We start from the raw sequence: 19,755 nt of genomic DNA, 5'->3' as shown, positions 1-19,755 counted from the left end.
TCACGGGTGGTCGATCAGTGCGCCGCGGCGGCAGTGCCGGCCGTGACCGGCCGGACCGTATCGCCGGGATTGAGGAAGCCACCCGCGCGCAGCACCACGCGCTCGTTGCCCGAGAGACCTTCGCGCACGACGATCCCGTGCGCGGTAACGTCGCCGATCTTCACCGCGCGGCGCGTCACCTTGTTGGCGCCATCGAGGATATAGACGAAGCTGCCGTTTTCATCGCTGAGAATGGCGGTTTCGGGCAGGACCGGCGCCGTGGTGACGCCGCTGCGGATCGTGGCGCTGGCAAAGCCGCCCGGACGCAGCGCCGGATCATAGCGCAACGCGATGCGGGCAATGCCTTCACGCGTGGTCGGATCGATCGTCGGCGCCACCTGCCACACCGTGCCGGTAAAGCTTTGCGCCGTGCCGACCGGGGTGATCTGGGCGGTCACGCCCACGTGCATGCGCGCCAGGTCCACTTCGGCAAGGCGTGCCTGCATTTCCAGTTCGCCATCCTTGGCCATGCGGAACAGCGTGCCGCTGCCCGCGCTGACGATCTGCCCCGGCTCTACCGCGCGGGTCAGCACCAGGCCGTCGGCCGGGGCCACGATGTTGAGCCGCGCCGTGCTGGCGCGCAGCTGGCCCAGCGTGGCGCGGGCCACGCGCACCTGCGCCACAGCGGCATCGCGTGTGGCGGTCAGCTGATCGATATCGGCCTTGGAGATGAAGCCCTTGGCCACCAGCTTGAGCGCACGATCGAGATTGCTTTGGGCGATGCGAGCGTTGGCTTCCTGCACTTGCACCCCGGCAGCCTGGCTGGCCACCTGCTGCACCTGGACCGAGCGATCGACCACGGCCAGTACCTGCCCGGCATGGACCCAGGTGCCGGCATCGACCAGCACGCTGCGCACGATGCCGCCTTCGCCGGCAATGCCCACGGGCATTTCGCGCTTGGCGGCAATCACGCCGCTGGCCACCACGGTGGCGTCAACGGTCTGCTGGCCCGGCGCCACCACCGTAACGGTCTGAGCCTGGGTGGCGGCATCGGGCGCCTTGGGCCCGCCGGCATCGCGGTGCATCAGCCACCAGGCGAGAGCCAGCAGCACGACCAGCCCCGCGCCGATGGCAAAGGCACGCCGCCGATTGCCACCGGTTGCCGGCACATCGGCCAGGCTGCTCATGTCTTGCGTCTTGTCCAGCAGAATTGCCTCCCCAGCCCAACCGGCAAGCGCGTGCCAATGCGGCACCACGCAGCCCGGGCCACGATCCCCTTTGCCCGCCCCATCCTTGCGCCATGCGCAGCGACAGGCCGGGCGATGTGTTCCCAACGTCGGTCTAACGTAGCGGCCGGTTGCCCGGCTGCCTGTCATCGCGGCCGGCCACCGGCATGGGCCAGCCGCCGGCAACGCCGGTCGCCGGCATGGCCCCCGCCTTCGCCAAGCGCCGCGCATCAAGCGCCACGTTCCGAAGGTTCCTTACCTTGCCAGCATTTACGCAGCTTTTAGCGGGCGCAACGACCAGTTGCAATCACGGCTCGACAAACAACGTCATAACCGAAGTATTTGCGTTTCGCCTCGGCAACGAACCCACCGCTGCGGGGCCGAGACGCCAAAACGGCCGCCCGGGTTGCCCCGGACGGCCGCACCGTGGATGGCGGTGTGGCGCGGGCTGCCAGCCCCGGCGCAATGCACCGGGCCGGCAAGCCAGCGCGTGATCAATACTTGAGCTGGCGCTCGTAAAGGTCGCGATAGTGCTGGATACGCGTGACCCGCAGGCCCTGCATCCCCGAGCGATCCACCGCGCGCTGCCACGAGGCGAATTCTTCGAGGGTGAGGCCATAGCGTTCGCACGCCTCATCAATGGTCAGCAACCCACCATTGACCGCCGCGACCACTTCGGCCTTGCGGCGCACCACCCAGCGGGTGGTGTTGGCGGGGGGCAGGTTATCCAGCGTCAGCGGTTCACCCAAGGGACCAATAACCTGCGCCGGCCTGATTTTCTGATTTTCGATCATGGCACTTCTCGTCGGTCAGCTGAGCCTTTCGGCGGGGGGGACGGCCTGTTTGGCTTCATCACCGTTGTGCTTCCCTCCATTTTGCCATTCACTGAAGAGTTTGGGTTAACGAGATCTTCATGACCTGCCGTGTGTTCACCTGCCTTGTGCAACATCCAGGCTGCGACCCGATGGGAGCTGCCAAGGCCCGTTCCGCCCGGCATCGCCAGTACGGAATCCTGCGACACCCGCCGCAGGTCCTGTGCGGCTTCCAGCCGGGCACAGAATTCGGCCCAGTGCAGCTTGCGCAGCACTCCTGCCGATTCGGCGCCCACCAGGCCGCGCAGATCTTCAAAACCCAAATCCATGGGGCTGACAGTAGCCCGATAGGGATAAGGGAGTGTAAAACCGCCCTTTACAAAAAATTAACCACATGGCCAGCGCACCCCGCCCGTTCCGTGCCATTTTTGCGCTGAAAACCGTGGGAAAAGCGCCTATGGGCGGGCCATGTCGCATTGCATCCCCCCGTCCGCGATCCCCCAGTTGGTGCCTGATTTTACCGGCCTGGCCGATCCATTGCCCCTGTTCGATCTGGCCACCCCGGCAAGCGCGCGGCGCATCGTGGTGGCGATGTCGGGCGGGGTGGACAGCTCGGTAGTGGCCGGCCTGGCCGCTGCGAGCGGCGCCGAAGTCATTGGCATCACGCTGCAACTTTACGATTACGGCGCCGCCACCGGGCGCAAGGGAGCCTGCTGCGCCGGCGATGACATCCGCGATGCACGCGCCGTGGCCGATCGCCTGGGCATTGCCCACTATGTGTTCGATCACGAATCGCGTTTCCGCGAAGAGGTGGTCGAGCGCTTTGCCGACGATTACCTGGCGGGCCGCACCCCGATTCCCTGCATCCGCTGCAACATGGGCCCCAAGTTCACCGATCTTTTGGCCATGGCGCGCGAACTGGGCGCCGATTGCCTGGCGACCGGGCACTATGTTCGCCGGGTGGCAACGCCCCAAGGTGCGCAGTTGCACCGCGCCGCCGATCCGGCCCGCGACCAGAGCTATTTTCTTTATGGCACGACGCAGGAACAGCTCGATTTCCTGCGCTTTCCGCTGGGCGGCCTGCCCAAGCCGCAAGTGCGCGCCCTGGCCCAGGCCATGGGCCTGGCGGTTGCCGCCAAGCCCGATAGCCAGGACATCTGCTTTGTACCCGATGGCGACTACGCCAAGATCGTGCGCAGCGTTCGCCCCGAAGGCGGGCGCCCCGGCACGATCGTCCATGCCCAGAGCGGCGCCGTGCTGGGTCAGCACCAGGGCGTGATCCACTATACCGTGGGCCAGCGCCGCGGGCTGGAAATCGGCGGCCAGCCTGAACCGCTCTATGTCGTGGGTCTGGACGCGGCCAACGCCCGCGTGCTGGTGGGGCCGCGCCAGTTGCTGGGCGTGGCCGCGGCGCGCGTCATTGAAACCAACCGCATCGGCGCCCTGCCGACCGATGGCACGCCGCTGACCGCCAAGGTGCGCTCGCTGGCCAAGCCGGTGCCGGTCACGCTGGACGGCCCGTTCGGCGACGGCGCCGCCACGACCTTGCGCTTTGCCACGCCCGAATATGGCGTGGCGCCGGGCCAGGCGGCGGTGCTCTATGCCGGGGACCGGGTGATCGGCGGCGGCTGGATCGACGGCACCGAAGCGGCCGAGCCGCTGGCCGCGCTGTAAACCCGAGTGCGGCAGGGGTGCTCCCCCTGCCCGCGCCTCAATCGCGCCAGGCCTGCAACTGGCAGCCCCAGCCTTCGCGATAGGTGGCAGTTTGCGCGGCGGCGAGCGGAACCGTAGCGGTCACGCTGTGAGCGGTTGCATCCTCGGCCAGCGAGACCGGGAAGCGGCCCTTGGGATTGTCCTTTTCGCAATCACCCAGCGCCCTACCGCCAATATAGCGGCACGAGCAGGCCAGGCGGGCGGCGCGCGCCGCCTCGATTCGCGCGTTGTCGTGCGCCGGGCGCCAGACAAAGGCGACGAATACCGCGCCCACGACAAGGCCGATGATGACGATTGCTGCCAGCCCGCGCCAGGCCCAGTGCCCCGCCCGGCGGGGCCCTGGAGATGGAGACGCAGGCGGTTGGCCACCAAAACGGAGCGGATCATTCGGGGATGAAGAAGGCTTGGTGGTTGCCATGTGCATTCGATCTGGTGGAAAGACCGGGCAACCATGCAGAGCGCCCCGCGATTCCGTTTACCCTGTGCCCGCCGGTGGCTGGCCCTTATCGTGCCGGCGGCGCTTGCACCAGTCCTGTTCGCCTGCTCGGCCAGCCAGCCGGCGCAGCAGCCGCTCTCGCCCCAGGCGCTGGCGGCGGTGATCGATGACCCGGGAGTGGAGCGCGAAGGCCTGGCCCGCGCGATCGACGCGCTGTTCACCGCCGATGATGGTGCCGCCGCCCAGGGCGCGGGGGAAACCCGCGCGGTAATCGTGATGCGCGCGGGACGCATCGTGGCCGAACGCTATGGCCCCGGCTATCATGAGAATACGCGTTTTGCCGGCGGCGGTATCGCCCGTTCAATCACGGCGGTAATGGTCGGCATGCTGGTATCCGACGGGCGGCTGCGCCTCAACGAAACCGCGCCAGTGCCAGCGTGGCAGCGGCCCGGCGATCCACGCGGCGAAATCACCCTGCGCCACCTGTTGCAGATGCGATCGGGCCTGCGCGAGGAACCGGGTGACGAGGCCCGCATGCTGTTCGGCCCCGGCCGCGACGACATGGCCGGCGCGGCCGAGGACCAGCCCCTGGCCGCAGAGCCAGGCGCCCGGTTCCAGGACGATGCCGCCAGCGGAATCATCCTGGCTGATCTGGCCGCACGCGTCCTTGCCCCGGGTGGAGACGCCGATGCCCGGCGCCGGGCCGTGGCCGATTACCTGCGCACCCGCCTGTTCGAACCGGTGCAGATGCGCGGCATCGTGCCTTCGTATGACGCGCATGGCACGATGAACGGCGGCGCGATGATCGATGCCACGGCACGCGATTTCGCCCGGTTTGGCGAGTTCCTGCGCAACCGTGGCGCGGTGCACGGGGCGCAACTGGTGCCCCGGCAATGGATCGAGTTCATGGCCAGCCCCTCCCCTCGCGAAAAGCAGTATGGGGCCGGAGTCTGGCTCAACCGCACGCCCACCGACAGCGAGCCGCGCCTGTTTCCCGCGCGTGGCCCGCGCGACATGATGGCCGCGCTGGGCGATGGCGGACAGGCGGTGCTGGTTTCCCCCGCGCGCAAGCTGGTGGTGGTGCGGCTGGGCGCCACGCCACGCGACGGCGATGCCGCGCTGATGGGCAAGCTGGGCGATATCGTCGCCCTGTTCCGCTAACGCCCGCCGAGGCCCACCAATTGGCGCGCGTCAGACCCTGGTGCTGATCGCGATCAGGCTGTCTGGCACAGCCGCGGCGGCATTGGCGCCGCGCGGAGTGAAGCGCCCTTGCACCTGGGCGCCCTGCTCGATGGTCAGGGTGTCATAGGTCACATCGCCCAGGATGCGCGCGGTCTTGCCCACGACCAGGTCGGCCACGGTGACCGCACCGTTGACCGTGCCAGCAAGGCGCGCGCTGCGGGCGGTGATCGCGCCGGTGATCACGCTGCTTTCACCCTGGACCAGCGCGGCGCAGGCCACATCGCCATCGACGCGGCCTTCCACATGCAGATCGGCCGCTGCGGTGATATCGCCCCGCACCGCCACGTCTGCGCCGAGCACGGAAAACGTGGCTGCACCGAGCGGTGCAGCGCGTTCAGTGCCCACCGTGGCCAGCTTCTTTGAAAACATCGGGCAGGGTCTCCAGGAACGGACGCGGATCGACCGGGCGATCGTTGATCCGCACTTCGAAGTGCAGGTGCGGGCCGGTGGAGCGGCCCGTGCTGCCGATCCGGCCGATTTCCACGCCGGGCGCCACGCGCTCGCCGGGCCGTGCCTCGATCCGCGACATATGGGCATAGCGGGTGACCAGGCCATGGCCATGATCGACTTCCACGCAATTGCCATAGCCCGAGCGCACCCCGGCAAAGCTGACCACGCCTTGGGCAGCAGCAAAGATCGGCGCGCCGGTCGGGCCCTTGAAATCGAGGCCGGGATGGAAGGCGCCACCGCCGGTGAACGGATCGGCGCGATAGCCAAAGCCGCTGGAAATGAAATCGGCGCTGGCCGGCAGGGCATGGGGCAGGCGCGCCAGGCCCTGCTCCAGCGCGGTGAGCCGCGCCATGCTCTGCCCCAGGCGCGCCAGCGCGGGATCGTTGCCGCCCAGCGCGATCAGCGGACCACCCATGGCGCGCCGGTTGGCCGCGGTGCCGCGCAGCGGCGCCACTTGCGCGGGGTTGAGGCCGACCCGGCGGATCGCCGTTTCCGCCTGGCTGGCGCGCGCATCGGCATACTGAGTGAGCCTGGCCACGAAGGCCGCCTGGCGCATGGCCAGGCGATCGATGCCGGCTGCCATCGGATTGCCCGCCGGCGGCATGTTGAACGAGAGCGGCTTGGCCTCCGGCGCAGCAGAAGCATCAGCAGCGGGCAGATCGCCCAGCTGGCCCTTGACCAGCGTTTCGATCATCTCTTGCCGGCGTTCCAGATCCTGCAGCGTGCCAGCCACGCCATTGCGCGTGGCAGTGATATGCCGTTCGGCCTCGCTCACCGCCATTTCGCGCTGGCGCAAGGCTGCGGCATGACGCGCGGCGAGGATCTGCCCGGTTAGCATCGTGGCCATCGCCGCCAGCCACAGCAGCAGCGCCAGCACCACCGCGCCGGCAACGCCCATCTGCACGCGGCCCGATACGCGGATGAAGCGCACTTGTCCCTGCGCCCGCATGAAGAATTCGCGATCGGGAAACCAGCCGCGCACCCGCGCCGGCAGTGCGGTCAGCCAGGCGGTGGCACGGCGCCAAGGCGCGCGCGGCGCAGGCGGCGTGGCCGTGGCGCGCACGGTGTGAATCTCAGCAGGCGGCAAGATGTGTGATTATCCCAAGGCAAGACAGGTGATGAACGATCCTTGGGGCCGGGCGCTTATCGGCGGGAACCGCAGGAGTCGAATCCGGGGGCCGCAGCACGGGGCGGGCCGTGGCGCAAGGACGATGAATCGATTGCAACCCACCTCGCGCCCGTGACAGCGCCTGCCACCGATGGTAAGCCCCGCGCCATTATGTCGACCAAACCTCAGGAAATCGCCACCGAGTCCCCCCAGTCGCTGGTAGAGCAGCTGGCCCGGGCCGGCCGTGCCGCGCAAGCCGAACTGGCGCGCATGCCGGCGCCGGCCAAGGAAGCCGCGCTCAAGCTGGCTGCCGCCGCCCTGCGCCGTGCCGCGCCGGAAATCCTGGCGGCCAATGCGATCGACATGGCCAATGGCACCACGCGCGGGCTGACCCCGGCGCTGCTCGATCGCCTGCGGCTGGACGAAGCGCGCGTTGCCGGCATCGCCGATGCCGTGGACCAGGTGGCCAGCCTGGCCGATCCGGTCGGGCAGGAGATCGATTCCGCCACGCGCCCCAACGGCATGGTCCTGCGCCGCGTGCGCGTGCCGATCGGCCTGATCGGCATCATCTATGAAAGCCGCCCCAACGTGACGGCCGATGCCGCCGCACTGTGCGTGCGCTCGGGCAATGCCGCCCTGCTGCGCGGCGGGAGCGAGGCGGTGCATTCCAACCGCGCGATCCACGCCGCACTGGTGGCCGGCCTGGTGGAAGGCGGCGTGCCCGCAGCTGCGGTGCAACTGATGCCCACGCAAGACCGCGCCGCCGTGGGCGCGATGCTGACGGCAGCCGGCCTGATCGACATGATCGTGCCCCGCGGCGGCAAGAGCCTGGTCGCCCGCGTCCAGGCCGATGCCCGCGTGCCGGTGCTCGCCCACCTCGATGGCATCTGCCACACCTTCGTCCACGCGGCGGCAGATCCGGCCATGGCCCAGGCCATCGTGCTCAACGCCAAGATGCGCCGCACGGGCATCTGCGGGGCGATGGAAACCCTGCTGATCGACGCGACCTATCCGGCGGCGGCAGCGCTGATCACCCCGCTGATCGAAGCCGGTTGCGAAGTGCGCGGCGATGCCCGCGCCCGCGCCATCGATCCGCGCATCGTGCCGGCGGCCGACAACGATTGGGACACCGAATACCTCGATGCCGTGCTCTCGGTGGCGGTGGTCGATGGCCTCGACGCAGCGCTCGCGCATATCGCCCGGCATTCCTCGGGCCATACCGATGCGATCATCACTGCCGATGCCGCAGCCGCCGCGCAGTTCCTGGCCCAGGTCGACAGCGCGATCGTCATGCACAATGCCTCCAGCCAGTTTGCCGATGGCGGCGAATTTGGCCTGGGCGCGGAAATCGGCATTGCCACCGGCCGCCTGCACGCGCGCGGCCCGGTCGCGCTGGAAGGGCTGACCACCTACAAGTGGCTGGTCCACGGCAGCGGGCAGGTTCGCCCCTGACACGCGGTGCTCCCCGGCTGACCGGCCTTCTGGGCGGCAGCTTCAATCCGGCACACGGCGGACACCGCCGGGTGAGCCTGTTTGCGCAAGCCGCATTGGGCCTGGACGAGGTGTGGTGGCTGGTCTCGCCCGGTAACGTGCTCAAGCCCGCCAAGGGCATGGCGCCGCTGCCGGCGCGGGTGGCCTCGGCGCGGGCAATGGCCCGCCGCGCCCCGATTCGAGTGACCGCGATCGAGCGCGAACTGGGCACCCGTTTTACCATCGACAGCCTGCGCGCGCTGGTGCGGCGATACCCGCGCCGGCGCTTTATCTGGTTGATGGGAAGCGATAATCTGGCCCAGTTCCACCGCTGGAAAAACTGGCGCGGCATTGCCCGCACCATGCCGATTGCGGTTATCGCCCGTCCGGGCTATGATGCAGCTGCGATGGCGAGCCCCGCCATGGTATGGCTGCGCCGATGGCGCCGGCGGTGCAGGCAGGAATGTGATGGCGCTCTTTGGTCCGATACGGGGCCAACCGGGGGTGCCGCCCTGATCGCCAGTTTCCCGCATGATCCGATGCAGGGCGTCCCAGCGCTCTCCATCCTGCGGTTCGATCCCGATCCCCGTTCCGCCACGGCCCAGCGCCTGGCAGAGCCTGATTGGGCGGACCGTATTTCCGTGACCGGCCTGCGCGATGGTGTCACCCACCGCCGCATTGTGCCGGACCTGCGCGGAAGGAGCGGACGCTGAGCGTCTTGGCCGCCATCCCTGCTTCCCGGCACGCCTTTCCGGTTTTTCGGCTCTCCCGCCGTGCGCCCTGGCGCAAGGCGGCTTTGCCGTTGGATCGGGATGCGCGACCGGGCGTTGCGACCTTAGCCATCTTTCAATCGGAGTTCACCGCAAGCCAATGACCAGTGCCCAACCCCAGCCGGCAGATGCCGGCGCCGCTACCCCGGCCCCTTCTGCCGGCGCTCCTGCCAGCCTGTTCGAACTCGTCCTGCAATCGCTGGATGACGATCAGGCCCAGGACGTGGTGTCGATCCCCCTGGAAGGCAAAAGCTCGATCGCCGATTACATGGTGATCGGCTCGGGCCGCTCCACCCGCCAGGTCGCCGCCATGGCGCAGAAGCTGGCCGAGCGCGTCAAGCAGGCCGGTTATGGCCATGTGCGCATCGAAGGCCTGCCCGCGGCCGACTGGGTGCTGATCGATGCCGGCGACGTGGTCGTCCATCTGTTCCGCCCGGAAGTGCGCAGCTTCTACAACCTGGAACGCATGTGGGGCTTCGGCGACGCCGGCTCTGCCTGACATCGTCCTTCCCCTCCTCTCCAGAGGAGGGGTGAGGAGGGTGGCGGACGCCACCACCACCAACGCCTGAACCGGACGCTCATGCTGCTCCACATCATCGCCCGGGGAAAGATCGGCCGCTCGCCCGAGGCAGAGCTGGTCGATCGCTATGGCAAGCGGGTGACGTGGGGTTTCAAGGTGACCGAGCTTCCCGATCGGGGCGGCGCCTTGCCGCCGGTCACGGCCAATCCCACCCGCACCGTGGTCATGGACGAGCGCGGCAAGCAGCTGACCTCGGCCGAATTTGCCAAGGTGCTGGGCCGCTGGCGCGACGATGGCGTGCGCGAGGCACGCTTCCTGATCGGCGCGGCCGATGGCCATGACGATAGCCTGCGCGACGGGGCCGATCTGCTGATCGCCTTTGGCGCGGCCACCTGGCCACACATGATGGCCCGCGCCATGCTGGCCGAACAGCTGTGGCGCGCCACCAGCATCATTGCCGGCCACCCCTATCACCGCGAGGGATGATGGACGCGCGCCGCTCCCTGCTGCTGGCCACCGCCTTGCTGCTGCCGCTGGCTGCCTGGCAGATCGCCGGGGCCGGCGCCGCGCCCACCTATCAGACCGCCGGCGAAGCCGCTGCCGCCCTCGCCCAGGCGCAGACCGCCCTGGCCCAGGCCCGTGCCCGCGGTGAAAAGCTCGAAGCCCAGGCCCAGGCCGCCACGGCCGCTGCCGACAAGACCGCGCAGGAAGCCGCCGCGATCGCCGCGCGCATCCAGCAATCCGAGGCCGAGATCCGCATCGGCGAGGCGCGCATCGCCCTGATCGACAAGGAACGCGCCGACTTGCGCCTGCGCATGGCCGCACGGCAGGAGCCGCTAGTGCGACTGACCGCCGCGCTGCAGCTGTTTGCCCGCCGGCCGCTGGCCTTCAGCCTGCTGCGCGCCGAATCCCTGCGCGATACGGTCTATCTGCGCGCCGTGCTGGAAACCATGGTGCCCGAAGTGCGCCGCCGCACCGCCAGCCTGCGCAGCGCGATCGTGCGCGGGCGAATGCTGCAGGAACAGGCCCGCAGCGAGGCGGCCCGCCTGCGCGCCAGCCAATCGGGCCTGGCCGAGCGGCGCCAGCAACTGGCCGCGCTGGAAAGCCGCCAGCGCATTGCCAGCCGCGCCGCCAACGGCACCGCCGGGCGCGAGGCCGACCATGCCCTGGCCCTGGCCGAACAGACGCGCGACCTGGCCGCGCTGATGCAGCAACTGGGCCGCGACGGGCAGATGCGCGATGTCCTGGCCGGGCTGCCCGGCCCGCTGCAACGCCCCGATCGCCCCGGCGCCGTGCTGATGGTCGAAGATGTCGACCCGCTGCTGCGCACCAGCAGCACGCTGATGTGGATCATGCCCGTTTCCGGGCGGGTGGTCTCGGGCTTTGGCGAAGCGGGGCAGACCGGGCCCAACCAGGGGCTGACCATCGCACCCGTTCCCTCGGCCCAGATCGTGGCGCCGGCCGCCGGGCGCGTGGCCTTTGCCGGTTCCTATCGCGGCTATGGCCAGATCGTGATCGTGGAGCACGCCGGCGGCTGGACCTCGCTGATCACCGGCCTGGGGCGGATTGACGTGGCCGTGGGCGATCGCGTGGTGCAGGGTTCGCCGCTGGGCATTGCCGCCCCGGCCAGCCCGGTGGTGAGCGTGGAACTGCGCAAGGACGGCGTTCCGGTCAACCCCTTGGCGGCCTTGCGCAATTGATCGCTTGGTGCGGCCCACGCGGCCTGTAACACGCCGCCCACGCACAAACGGGAATCGGGTGCGCTCCATCTGGCATTCAGGCTTGCGGGGCTATACAAGCGGGCTGTCTAGCCCGCGCCGCGGCGCTTGGTTCTTTATCGAAGGTTCGATTGCAAACATGGCAAAACCGCTTGCTTCCCTGCTGCGTGCAACGGCCCTGGTCACGGCCGTGGCGGTTCTGCCCGTGGCCACGGCCGGCCTGGCAGCGGTGGATTCCCGCACCGCGCCGCAGTTCCAGAAGCTCGAGATGATCTATGCCAAGATCAAGGAGAACTATGTCGAGCCGGTGAACGACGACACGCTGATCAAGGGCGCGATCGACGGCATGCTGGCCACGCTCGATCCGCACAGCGCCTATCTCGAAGCGCGCGATTTCGAAAATCTGCGCACCCAGACCGAAGGCGCTTATGGCGGCCTGGGCCTGTCGGTCACGCTCGATGATGGCGCGGTCAAGGTGATCGCCCCGATGAAGGGCACGCCGGGCGACCTCGGCGGGATCAAGGCCGGCGACTATATCACCCACCTCGATGGCAAGCTGATCTATGGCGGCTCGCTTGACGATGCGGTGGACCAGATGCGCGGTGCACCGGGCACCAAGATCAAGCTTACCGTCTATCGCCCCGGCCGCGACGAGCCGCTGGACTTCACGCTGACCCGCGAGGTGATCAAGCTGCGTCCGGTGGAATGGAAGGTGAAGGACAACATCGGCGTCATCGCCGTGTCGAGCTTCAGCGAAAACGTCGGCAGCGAAGTCGCCCAGGCGGTCCAGTCGATTCGCGCCCAGCTGGGCAACAACCTGGCGGGCATCGTGCTCGATCTGCGCGGCAATCCCGGCGGCCTGCTCAACGAAGCAGTCTCGCTGTCGGACGATTTCCTCGACAAGGGCACGATCGTGTCGCAGCGCGGGCGCGATCCGCAGGACAACGATATCTATTCCGCTCATCCCGGCGACGTGGCGCGTGGCCTGCCGATGATCGTGCTGATCGACGAAGGCTCGGCTTCGGCCTCGGAAATCGTGGCAGGCGCGATGCAGGACCAGCACCGCGCGCTGATCATGGGCCAGCGCAGCTTTGGCAAGGGCAGCGTGCAGACGCTGATCCCGCTGGGCAAGGATTCCGCGCTCAAGCTGACCACCGCGCGCTATTACACGCCATCGGGCCGTTCGGTGCAGGAAGGCGGGATCGAGCCGGATATCACCGTGCCGCAGATTTCCGATCCCGACCTGCGCAAGCGCGCGCTGCGGTCCTATCGCGAAAGCGACCTGCGCCGTCACCTGATCAACGAAATCAAGGAAGACAAGGATCTCGAAAAGGACAAGATCGACGATCCGCGCTTCAAGATGACGCCCGAGGAGTTGAAGGCCAAGGGCATCGACGATTTCCAGCTCTATTATGCCGTCCAGACGCTCAAGCGCACCGCGCCCGGCGCGCTGGCTGCGCTGCGCAAGCGCTAATCCGGCCAGGAACCGCGCCATCATGACGATCGACCGCCGCTTTTCCGATGATCTTGCCCTGGCCCATGGCCTGGCCCTGGGCGTGCCGCTGGTCGCCATGGCCACGGCACTGGTGGCCCAATACGGTTTCGGCCTGCCGCCGTGCGAGATGTGCTGGTGGCAACGCTATGGCCACCTGGCGGCGATCGCGCTGGCGATCCTCGCGCTGTTGCGCCGTGGCCGCCCCGAGGCGCGCTGGCTGGTCCTGCTGGCCGCACTCGGCATCCTGTCGAGCGGCCTGATCGGCGCCTTTCACGCCGGGGTGGAATACCACTGGTGGGAAGGCCTCACCACCTGCTCGTCCAGCCATATCGAGGGCGATCCGCTCGCCGCGATCATGGCCGCACCCCTGGTGCGCTGCGACACCCCGGCCTGGACGCTGATGGGCGTGAGCATGGCCGGTTTCAATTTCCTGTTTTCCACTCCGGCCGCGCTGGCAATCCTGGGATTGCTGCCCAAGGGCCGCGGCAAGGGAGCCTGAAGCGATGTCCCGCCCCGATATTGGTCATCCCGATACTTCCCGCATGATCCGCGTGGACCAGGCCGGCGAATTTGGCGCCACCCGCATCTATGCCGGCCAACTGGCGGTGATGGGCGATCGTGGCCCGGATTCGGCCGAGATCGTCGAAATGGCCCGGCAGGAGGAAGACCACCGCGCCAAGTTCGACGCGATGATCGCCGAGCGCGGCGTGCGCCCCACGGCGCTGCAGCCGGTGTGGTCGGTCGCGGGTTTTGCCCTGGGCGCGGCCACCGCGCTGCTCGGCCCCAAGGCAGCAATGGCCTGCACCGCCGCGATCGAGACCGAGATCGACCGCCACTATACCGAGCAGTTGGAGGAACTGGGCGACAGCGATCCCGAACTGGCCGACACCATCCGTCAGTTCCGCGATGATGAGCGTGCCCATCGCGATGCCGCGCTGGCCGCTGGCGCCGAACAGACCCCGGCCTATCCGCTGCTGTTCAACGCCATTCGCCTGGGCTGCCGCGCGGCGATCAAGCTGTCGGAACGCATCTGACGGAAAGCTGGTGAAAATCCGCGCCTTGCCCGGTGGCGGCACCGGCGCCGGAGACCTTTTCACCGGTCTGCGCGTTGCCCCTTCATCTATCATTCACCGCCCCGTCAGCTTATGATGAGGCGACATTGGGGGCGGCCCGCCCGCCTTTCCACGCGCTGGAGACGAACCGACAATGCGCCTTGCTGCCCACCCCCTGCGCCTGCTGGCCCCGGCCCTGCTGCTGTTTCCCGCGGTCATGCTGGGCGCCACCCCGGCCCAGGCCGCCCGCGCCCGCACGGCCGTGCCCGATGCCCAGCCGGCGGACGATGGCCCGCAGCAGGGCGACGAAAAGGTCAACCAGCTGATCATCTATGGCGATGACCCCTGCCCGGTTTCAACGGCCGAGCAGATCACCGTCTGCGCCCGCAAGGACGAGGCAGAACGCTTCCGCATTCCCGCCCCGCTGCGCGACAATCCCAACGATCCCAAGAACCAGACCTGGACCGACCGGGTGAAAGCCTATGAAACCGTGGGCGCGGCCGGGATCAATTCCTGTTCGCCGGTCGGCTCGGGCGGGGCCACCGGCTGCACCGCGCGCCTGATCCATGATGCCTATGCCGAAAAGAAGCAGAGCAGCGACGTGCAGTTCGGCAAGCTGATCGAGCAGGAACGCGAGCGCCGCCTGTCGACGATCGACAAGGACGCGGCCGAGGAACAGGCCCGCGTCGAAACGCTGGAAAAGGAATACGAGGCGCGCCTGGCCCGCGAACGCGATGGCACGCCCGCCCCCACCACGCCCAAGCCGGGCGAGACCGCTCCCACACAGAACTGATCGCGGGGCAGCGCGGTTCACGCGCTGACCTGGCCCTCAAACGAAAACACCCCAGGCCTTGGCCCGGGGTGTTTTTGCAGGTGGCAGTGGCCGCCGCGAGTGGGCTGTGATCAGCTCAGCGCGATATCGGGTGCGTCTTCCTGCTTCATGCCGACCAGGTGATAGCCCGCGTCGACATGGTGCACTTCACCGGTAACGCCGGCCGAAAGGTCCGACAGGAAATAGAGGCCCGAGCCCCCCACATCCTCGATCGTGGAGTTGCGGCGCAGCGGCGCGTTCAACTCGTTCCACTTGAGGATATAGCGGAAATCGCCGATGCCGCTGGCGGCCAGGGTCTTGATCGGGCCGGCCGAGATGGCGTTGACGCGGATGCCTTGCGGGCCACAGTCGTTGGCGAGATAGCGCACGCTGGCTTCCAGCGCTGCCTTGGCCACGCCCATCACGTTGTAATGCGGCACGACCTTTTCCGCACCGTAATAGGTCAGCGTGAGGATCGACCCGCCATTGGGCATCATCTCGACCGCGCGCTTGGTCACGGCGACCAGGCTGTAGGCCGAAATGTTCATGGTCATCAGGAAGTTGTCGAGCGTGGTATCGTAATAGCGCCCGCGCAGCTGGCTCTTGTCGGAATAGCCGATCGCGTGGACGACGAAATCGATCGTGTCCCAGCGCGCCTTGAGTTCATCAAACGCCGCATCAAGCGCGGCCATGTCCGACACGTCGCAATCGATCAGGAAATCGCTGTCCAGGCTTGCCGCCAGCGGCCGCACGCGCTTGGCCAGCGCCTCGCCCTGGTACGAGAAGGCGAGTTCGGCCCCCTGTTCGTGCAACTGGCGGGCAATGCCCCAGGCCAGAGACTTGTCATTGGCGAGGCCCATGATCAGGCCGCGCTTTCCCTTCATCAATCCGGTCATGCGCCCTCGTACGCTCCTGCACCTTCGGGCCATGATCTGTTCGGGCGTTCCATCAGGAATGTCGCTGAACGGACCTTGGCCAACCGGGTCTTCATTCTGGTTTGGTCGCGCCAGCCTGGCGAATGGCCCGCGCGCGATTATCTACCTGGCCCAGCATGTCTTGCTCCTCCGGTGTTTCGGCGAGCGCGGCATTGAGTTCGGCACCTATTACCATCCCTATGCCGACCAGCCAGAAAAAGAAAAGAGCGATCATCACCCCGGCGAGGCTGCCATAGGTCAGATCATACGAGAAAACCGAAGCGAGGAGTTTGGGCAACAGGATGGAAACACCCAGCCACCACGAGGAGACGAACAGCGCGCCGGGCCACTTGGGATAGCGATTCGAACGATAGGCGCTGGGCGTAAGCGACAAGAACAGCAGCCACAGAGCCCCGAACAGCACCAGCGTGGGCAGGAAGCGCCCGGCCGCCAGTCCATCGACCCAGGCGCCGAACTGCGGCAGGCGCGCCACGATCACTTCCTGCGCGGCGCCGATCGCCACCTGCGCCAGGATCGAGACGAGAATCAGCACGACCGAGGCGATGATCAACCCGGTGGACATCAGGCGATAGCGCCAGAACGCATGCTCCCACTGCGTGCCATAGGCGCGGCGCAGGATATCACGGATGGTTTCGACCAGGCTGCTGACCGTCCACAGCCCGACCAGGCCGCCGATCCACAGCAGATGCCCGGTGCGCGCCTCTACGGCGGCACGGGCCACCGGTTCGATCGTGGTTGCCACCACGCGCGGCAGGGCCATCAGCACGGTGTTGATCGCGGCCGTGCGCTGGCTCGTCTCACCGATCAGCGAAAACAGCGCCGCCCCGGTGATGAAGAACGGAAACAGCGCGATCAGCACCATGTAGGCGAAATTGCCGGCATGGATGAAACCGTCGTTGATCACCCCGGTCCACACCCGCTTGAGCAGTTCATAGGCGCGGGCACCGGGGCGCAGCTCGTCGCGCACCTCGTTGAATTCTGCGCGGAGGCGGTGGTGCAGGGCGGCGCGGCGCCGCGCCTCGGGCGAAAGATCGGGCACGAGCGGCTTGGCGCCCTGCGGCACGCCGGGCACCTGATCGGCGTAATCAGGATCGATTTCGTTGTTCATCAAGTGCGTAATGCACAAAGGCGCTGCCTGGCTCCCGCCCTTGGGGCCGGCAGCGCCCGCACCGGCGATCAGACGCCCAGGCGGGCGCGGGGATTGCGCGTATCGTGCCAGCCGGCCAGCCGCGCCTTGAGATCGGCATCATCGGCCGGCAAGTCGATCTGCAAGGTCACCAGTTGGTCACCCCGCTCGCCGTCCTTGCGCGAGAATCCCTTGCCCTTGAGCCGCAGGGTGCGACCGCTGCTGCTGCCCGGCGCCACCGTGAGCATGACCGCACCGTCGACGGTGGGCACCTTGACCTTGGCCCCGCCAACCGCCTCTTCCAGGGTGATCGGCAGATCGAGGCGGATGTTGTCGCCATCGCGCACGAAGAACGGATGGGGCGCAATTTCGATCGTGACCAGTGCATCGCCCGCGCCACCCGGGCCGGGTTCGCCCTTGCCCGCCAGCCGCATCTGCTGCCCGGATTCGACGCCGGCAGGCAGCTTCAGCTCGATCGTGCTGCCCGAAGACAGCGTGACCCGCTGCGCCGCGCGCGCCGCCGCTTCCACGAAAGGCACCTGCAGGCGATAGCTGACATTGGCGCCCTTTGGCGGGGGAGGCCGCCGGCCCCCGCCAAACCCGCCGAAGCCGCCGCCTGCGCTGCCACCGCCCATGCCGCCGCGCCCACCGAACAGGCCCTCGAACAGGTCCGAGAGGTCTGGCCCGTCGCCGCTTTCAAAGCCGCCATCGTGGCGAAAGCCGCCTTGCCCGCCGCGAAAACCGCCCGCGCCGCCGCCGAACCCGCCGCCAAAGGGCATGGCCGGGTTGCCATCGGCATCGATCTCGCCACGGTCGAACTTGGCCCGCTTGTCCTTGTCGGACAGCAGGTCATAGGCGCGCGTCACTTCGGCAAAGCGCTCGGACGCCTTGGGATTGTCCTTGTTGTGATCGGGGTGCAGCTCCTTGGCGAGCTTGCGATAGGCCGATTTCACGTCCTTTTCGCTCGCACTGCGCGCCACACCGAGAATGGAATAAGGGTCTGCTGCCATGGTGACCTAGCTAGGGATAGGGGCGCTTGCCCGCAAGGCTCGCTTTCAAGATGATAGCTTGGCGGTTACACGGCATTGACCCAAGTCATCGCGGGAATGGATGCATGGCTTCCATACTGCCCGCCTCCGATGCCGCAGACAGGACCATTGCCCGTGACCGAACAGACCGCCTTTGAACCGGGCCAGGACGCCATTCCCCACGGCGATCCCTTTGCCATCTTCGAAGACTGGTTCGCCGCCGCCAAGGCCAGCGAACCCAACGATCCCAATGCCATGGCCCTGGCCACGGCCACGCCCGACGGCGCGCCATCGCTGCGCATGGTGCTGCTCAAGGGCCATGGCGCCGATCTGGGACCAGCCTTCGACGGGGCCGGCGGCTTTGTGTTCTATACCAATTTCCACAGCCGCAAGGGTGGTGAGCTGGCCGCCAACGCCCAAGTCGCACTGCTGTTCCACTGGAAAAGCCTGCGCCGCCAGGTGCGCATTGAAGGGCCGGTGGTGGAAGTGAGCCCGCAGGCGGCCGATGCCTATTTCGCCAGCCGCCATCCCGAATCGCGCCTGGGCTCGGCCGCGTCGGACCAGTCGCGCGTGCTGCCCTCGCGCCAGGTCTATCTCGATCGCGTGGCCGCCTTGCGGGCGCAATATCCCGACGGGAACGTGCCCCGTCCCGCCCACTGGTCAGGGTATCGGGTAGAGCCGCGTGCCATCGAATTCTGGCAGGACCGCGATTATCGCCTGCACGAACGCCGCCGCTTCGTGGCCGATGGAAACGGCGGCTGGACCAGCAACCTGCTTTATCCGTAAAGGGGCGGGATGACCCAGACTGCCCCCGGCCCTGCCCCTGGCCCCGCCACCGCCACCGCCACCCACGCAGACCTCAATCGCCGCGCGGCCATGGCCAGCAGTGCGGTGGCGCTCCTGCTGCTCGGGCTCAAGGGCTGGGCGGTGGTGCAATCGGGCTCGCTCGCCATGCTGGGCAGCCTGGCCGATACCGCGCTCGATCTGGTGGCGAGCCTGGCCACGCTGCTGGGCGTGTGGATCGCGGCCATGCCCGACGATCACAACCACCGCTTCGGCCATGGCAAGGCCGAGGCACTGGCGGCGCTGTTCCAGGTCATCCTGATCTCGTTTTCGGCGCTCGGCCTCGCGTGGCGCGCGGTGACGCAGTTCCTGGCCGGCGCCCCGGCGATCGAGGCCGAATCGGGCATCGTCGTCTCGGTGATCGCGATGGGCGCAACGATCGCCCTGCTCGCCTATCAGCGCATGGTCATCGCGCGCACCGGCAGCCTGGCGATCAGCACCGACAACGTACACTACAAATCAGACCTGCTGCTCAACCTGGCGGTGATCGCCGCGCTGGTGATCGAGCATTACCTGCATCTTGCCGGCACCGACGCGGTCTTTGCCTTTGGCATCGCGCTCTGGCTGGCGTGGGGCGCCTGGAACGCCTCGCAAGAGGCCGTCGATCAGCTGATGGACCACGAATGGCCGATCGAAAAGCGCGAGCGCTTTCTCGAAGTGGTTGCCCAGCATCCCGAGCTCAAGGGCCTGCACGACCTACGCACCCGCACCAGCGGCAACCGCGATTTCGTGCAGTTCCACGTGTGGGTCGATGGCACGATGACCGTGGCCCAGGCCCACCGCGTGATGGACGAGATCGAGGCGCAGCTGATGGCCGAATTCCCCGGCGTGGAAGTGCTGATCCATCCCGATCCCGAAGGCCACGTCGATGAAGCAGGCCTTGGCGCAACCGACCTGCTGGCGCCCGGTCCCAACGGCGAAAGCCCGGCTCTCGCCGTGCAGGGTGGGCCGGCCGAGGGGTGACGCGCTTCTCCCCCTCCTCTTCAGAGGAGGGGGCCGGGGGGTGGTGGAAATCTGGCAC

22 protein-coding genes are annotated in these 19,755 nt (G+C 67.9%); 13 read left to right on the top strand and 9 right to left on the bottom strand.

Annotated features, from left to right (window positions below; genetic code table 11):
* Nucleotides 1-14 precede the first annotated feature (14 nt).
* The 3 genes from SCA01S_RS04905 to SCA01S_RS22075 form a co-directional block, all read right to left on the bottom strand.
* Entirely contained in the window at nucleotides 15-1,166 is a 1,152-nt protein-coding gene (locus SCA01S_RS04905) for an efflux RND transporter periplasmic adaptor subunit (protein WP_022677618.1), read from the bottom strand.
* 533 nt (nucleotides 1,167-1,699) lie between these two features.
* Nucleotides 1,700-1,999: a CtrA inhibitor SciP gene (gene sciP / locus SCA01S_RS04900; protein WP_022677617.1), complete on the bottom strand. Its 300-nt coding sequence runs from the start codon at nucleotides 1,997-1,999 to the stop codon at nucleotides 1,700-1,702.
* Nucleotides 1,996-2,346 carry a hypothetical protein gene (locus SCA01S_RS22075; protein WP_157088857.1) on the bottom strand — a complete coding sequence of 117 codons (351 nt, stop codon included), beginning with the start codon at nucleotides 2,344-2,346 and terminating at the stop codon, nucleotides 1,996-1,998. Before SCA01S_RS22075 ends, sciP begins: the two co-directional genes overlap by 4 nt.
* A gap of 139 nt (nucleotides 2,347-2,485) precedes the next feature.
* On the opposite strand from SCA01S_RS22075, the gene mnmA reads away from it, so the two are divergent.
* Nucleotides 2,486-3,691 carry a tRNA 2-thiouridine(34) synthase MnmA gene (gene mnmA / locus SCA01S_RS04895; protein WP_062783468.1) on the top strand — a complete coding sequence of 402 codons (1,206 nt, stop codon included), beginning with the start codon at nucleotides 2,486-2,488 and terminating at the stop codon, nucleotides 3,689-3,691.
* A gap of 37 nt (nucleotides 3,692-3,728) precedes the next feature.
* Here mnmA and SCA01S_RS04890 read toward each other — a convergent pair whose 3' ends face one another.
* Nucleotides 3,729-4,004: a hypothetical protein gene (locus SCA01S_RS04890; RefSeq protein ID WP_237741096.1), complete on the bottom strand. Its 276-nt coding sequence runs from the start codon at nucleotides 4,002-4,004 to the stop codon at nucleotides 3,729-3,731.
* Between the two features lie 234 nt (nucleotides 4,005-4,238).
* On the opposite strand from SCA01S_RS04890, the gene SCA01S_RS04885 reads away from it, so the two are divergent.
* A complete protein-coding gene (locus SCA01S_RS04885; RefSeq protein ID WP_245652444.1) occupies nucleotides 4,239-5,327 on the top strand; it encodes a serine hydrolase domain-containing protein in 1,089 nt (362 codons plus the stop codon).
* A 30-nt stretch (nucleotides 5,328-5,357) separates the two neighbouring features.
* On the opposite strand, the gene SCA01S_RS04880 is transcribed toward SCA01S_RS04885, so the two are convergent.
* Nucleotides 5,358-5,753, bottom strand: coding sequence for a bactofilin family protein (locus SCA01S_RS04880; protein WP_233250991.1), 396 nt, complete (start codon nucleotides 5,751-5,753; stop codon nucleotides 5,358-5,360).
* Nucleotides 5,743-6,945: a M23 family metallopeptidase gene (locus SCA01S_RS04875; RefSeq protein ID WP_245652443.1), complete on the bottom strand. Its 1,203-nt coding sequence runs from the start codon at nucleotides 6,943-6,945 to the stop codon at nucleotides 5,743-5,745. The genes SCA01S_RS04880 and SCA01S_RS04875 overlap by 11 nt, the downstream gene beginning before the upstream one ends.
* A 192-nt stretch (nucleotides 6,946-7,137) precedes the next feature.
* Here SCA01S_RS04875 and SCA01S_RS04870 point away from each other — a divergent pair, with 192 nt between their 5' ends.
* The 9 genes from SCA01S_RS04870 to SCA01S_RS04830 all read left to right on the top strand — a co-directional run bounded on the left by SCA01S_RS04870 (nucleotide 7,138) and on the right by SCA01S_RS04830 (nucleotide 14,784).
* Complete coding sequence (locus SCA01S_RS04870; RefSeq protein WP_062783707.1) at nucleotides 7,138-8,418, top strand: glutamate-5-semialdehyde dehydrogenase; 1,281 nt, start codon at nucleotides 7,138-7,140, stop codon at nucleotides 8,416-8,418.
* A complete protein-coding gene (locus tag SCA01S_RS04865; protein WP_082350087.1) occupies nucleotides 8,382-9,149 on the top strand; it encodes a nicotinate-nucleotide adenylyltransferase in 768 nt (255 codons plus the stop codon). Before SCA01S_RS04870 ends, SCA01S_RS04865 begins: the two co-directional genes overlap by 37 nt.
* Before the next feature lie 157 nt (nucleotides 9,150-9,306).
* Nucleotides 9,307-9,705 carry a ribosome silencing factor gene (rsfS, locus tag SCA01S_RS04860; RefSeq protein WP_022675756.1) on the top strand — a complete coding sequence of 133 codons (399 nt, stop codon included), beginning with the start codon at nucleotides 9,307-9,309 and terminating at the stop codon, nucleotides 9,703-9,705.
* 81 nt (nucleotides 9,706-9,786) lie between these two features.
* A complete protein-coding gene (locus tag SCA01S_RS04855; RefSeq protein WP_054131744.1) occupies nucleotides 9,787-10,212 on the top strand; it encodes a 23S rRNA (pseudouridine(1915)-N(3))-methyltransferase RlmH in 426 nt (141 codons plus the stop codon).
* Entirely contained in the window at nucleotides 10,212-11,426 is a 1,215-nt protein-coding gene (locus tag SCA01S_RS04850; protein WP_084390774.1) for a murein hydrolase activator EnvC family protein, read from the top strand. The genes SCA01S_RS04855 and SCA01S_RS04850 overlap by 1 nt, the downstream gene beginning before the upstream one ends.
* Before the next feature lie 157 nt (nucleotides 11,427-11,583).
* Nucleotides 11,584-12,918, top strand: a complete 1,335-nt coding sequence (locus SCA01S_RS04845; RefSeq protein WP_043609469.1) for a S41 family peptidase — start codon at nucleotides 11,584-11,586, stop codon at nucleotides 12,916-12,918.
* A gap of 22 nt (nucleotides 12,919-12,940) precedes the next feature.
* A complete protein-coding gene (locus SCA01S_RS04840) occupies nucleotides 12,941-13,438 on the top strand; it encodes a disulfide bond formation protein B (protein ID WP_062783456.1) in 498 nt (165 codons plus the stop codon).
* A gap of 4 nt (nucleotides 13,439-13,442) precedes the next feature.
* Nucleotides 13,443-13,973: a demethoxyubiquinone hydroxylase family protein gene (locus SCA01S_RS04835; protein WP_054131742.1), complete on the top strand. Its 531-nt coding sequence runs from the start codon at nucleotides 13,443-13,445 to the stop codon at nucleotides 13,971-13,973.
* A 172-nt stretch (nucleotides 13,974-14,145) separates the two neighbouring features.
* Nucleotides 14,146-14,784 (top strand): hypothetical protein, encoded by a 639-nt coding sequence (locus tag SCA01S_RS04830; RefSeq protein ID WP_062783453.1) that lies wholly within the window; start codon nucleotides 14,146-14,148, stop codon nucleotides 14,782-14,784.
* A gap of 110 nt (nucleotides 14,785-14,894) precedes the next feature.
* Here SCA01S_RS04830 and fabI read toward each other — a convergent pair whose 3' ends face one another.
* From fabI to SCA01S_RS04815, 3 genes are all read right to left on the bottom strand, one after another.
* Nucleotides 14,895-15,698 (bottom strand): enoyl-ACP reductase FabI, encoded by an 804-nt coding sequence (gene fabI, locus SCA01S_RS04825; RefSeq protein WP_022676699.1) that lies wholly within the window; start codon nucleotides 15,696-15,698, stop codon nucleotides 14,895-14,897.
* Nucleotides 15,699-15,789: 91 nt separating this feature from the next.
* Nucleotides 15,790-16,845, bottom strand: coding sequence for a YihY/virulence factor BrkB family protein (locus tag SCA01S_RS04820; protein ID WP_022676700.1), 1,056 nt, complete (start codon nucleotides 16,843-16,845; stop codon nucleotides 15,790-15,792).
* A 68-nt stretch (nucleotides 16,846-16,913) separates the two neighbouring features.
* Entirely contained in the window at nucleotides 16,914-17,873 is a 960-nt protein-coding gene (locus SCA01S_RS04815) for a DnaJ C-terminal domain-containing protein (RefSeq protein ID WP_062783450.1), read from the bottom strand.
* Between the two features lie 153 nt (nucleotides 17,874-18,026).
* Here SCA01S_RS04815 and pdxH point away from each other — a divergent pair, with 153 nt between their 5' ends.
* Nucleotides 18,027-18,677 (top strand): pyridoxamine 5'-phosphate oxidase, encoded by a 651-nt coding sequence (gene pdxH / locus SCA01S_RS04810; protein WP_245652442.1) that lies wholly within the window; start codon nucleotides 18,027-18,029, stop codon nucleotides 18,675-18,677.
* Nucleotides 18,678-18,686: 9 nt separating this feature from the next.
* Nucleotides 18,687-19,697, top strand: a complete 1,011-nt coding sequence (locus SCA01S_RS04805; protein WP_062783442.1) for a cation diffusion facilitator family transporter — start codon at nucleotides 18,687-18,689, stop codon at nucleotides 19,695-19,697.
* Nucleotides 19,698-19,755: the final 58 nt, after the last annotated feature.

The sequence above is a fragment of the Novosphingobium capsulatum NBRC 12533 genome, from assembly GCF_001598375.1.
GTDB lineage: Bacteria > Pseudomonadota > Alphaproteobacteria > Sphingomonadales > Sphingomonadaceae > Novosphingobium > Novosphingobium capsulatum.
The sequence above is the reverse complement of the archived record's forward strand: the minus strand, read 5'-3'. Positions and strand labels throughout refer to the sequence as shown.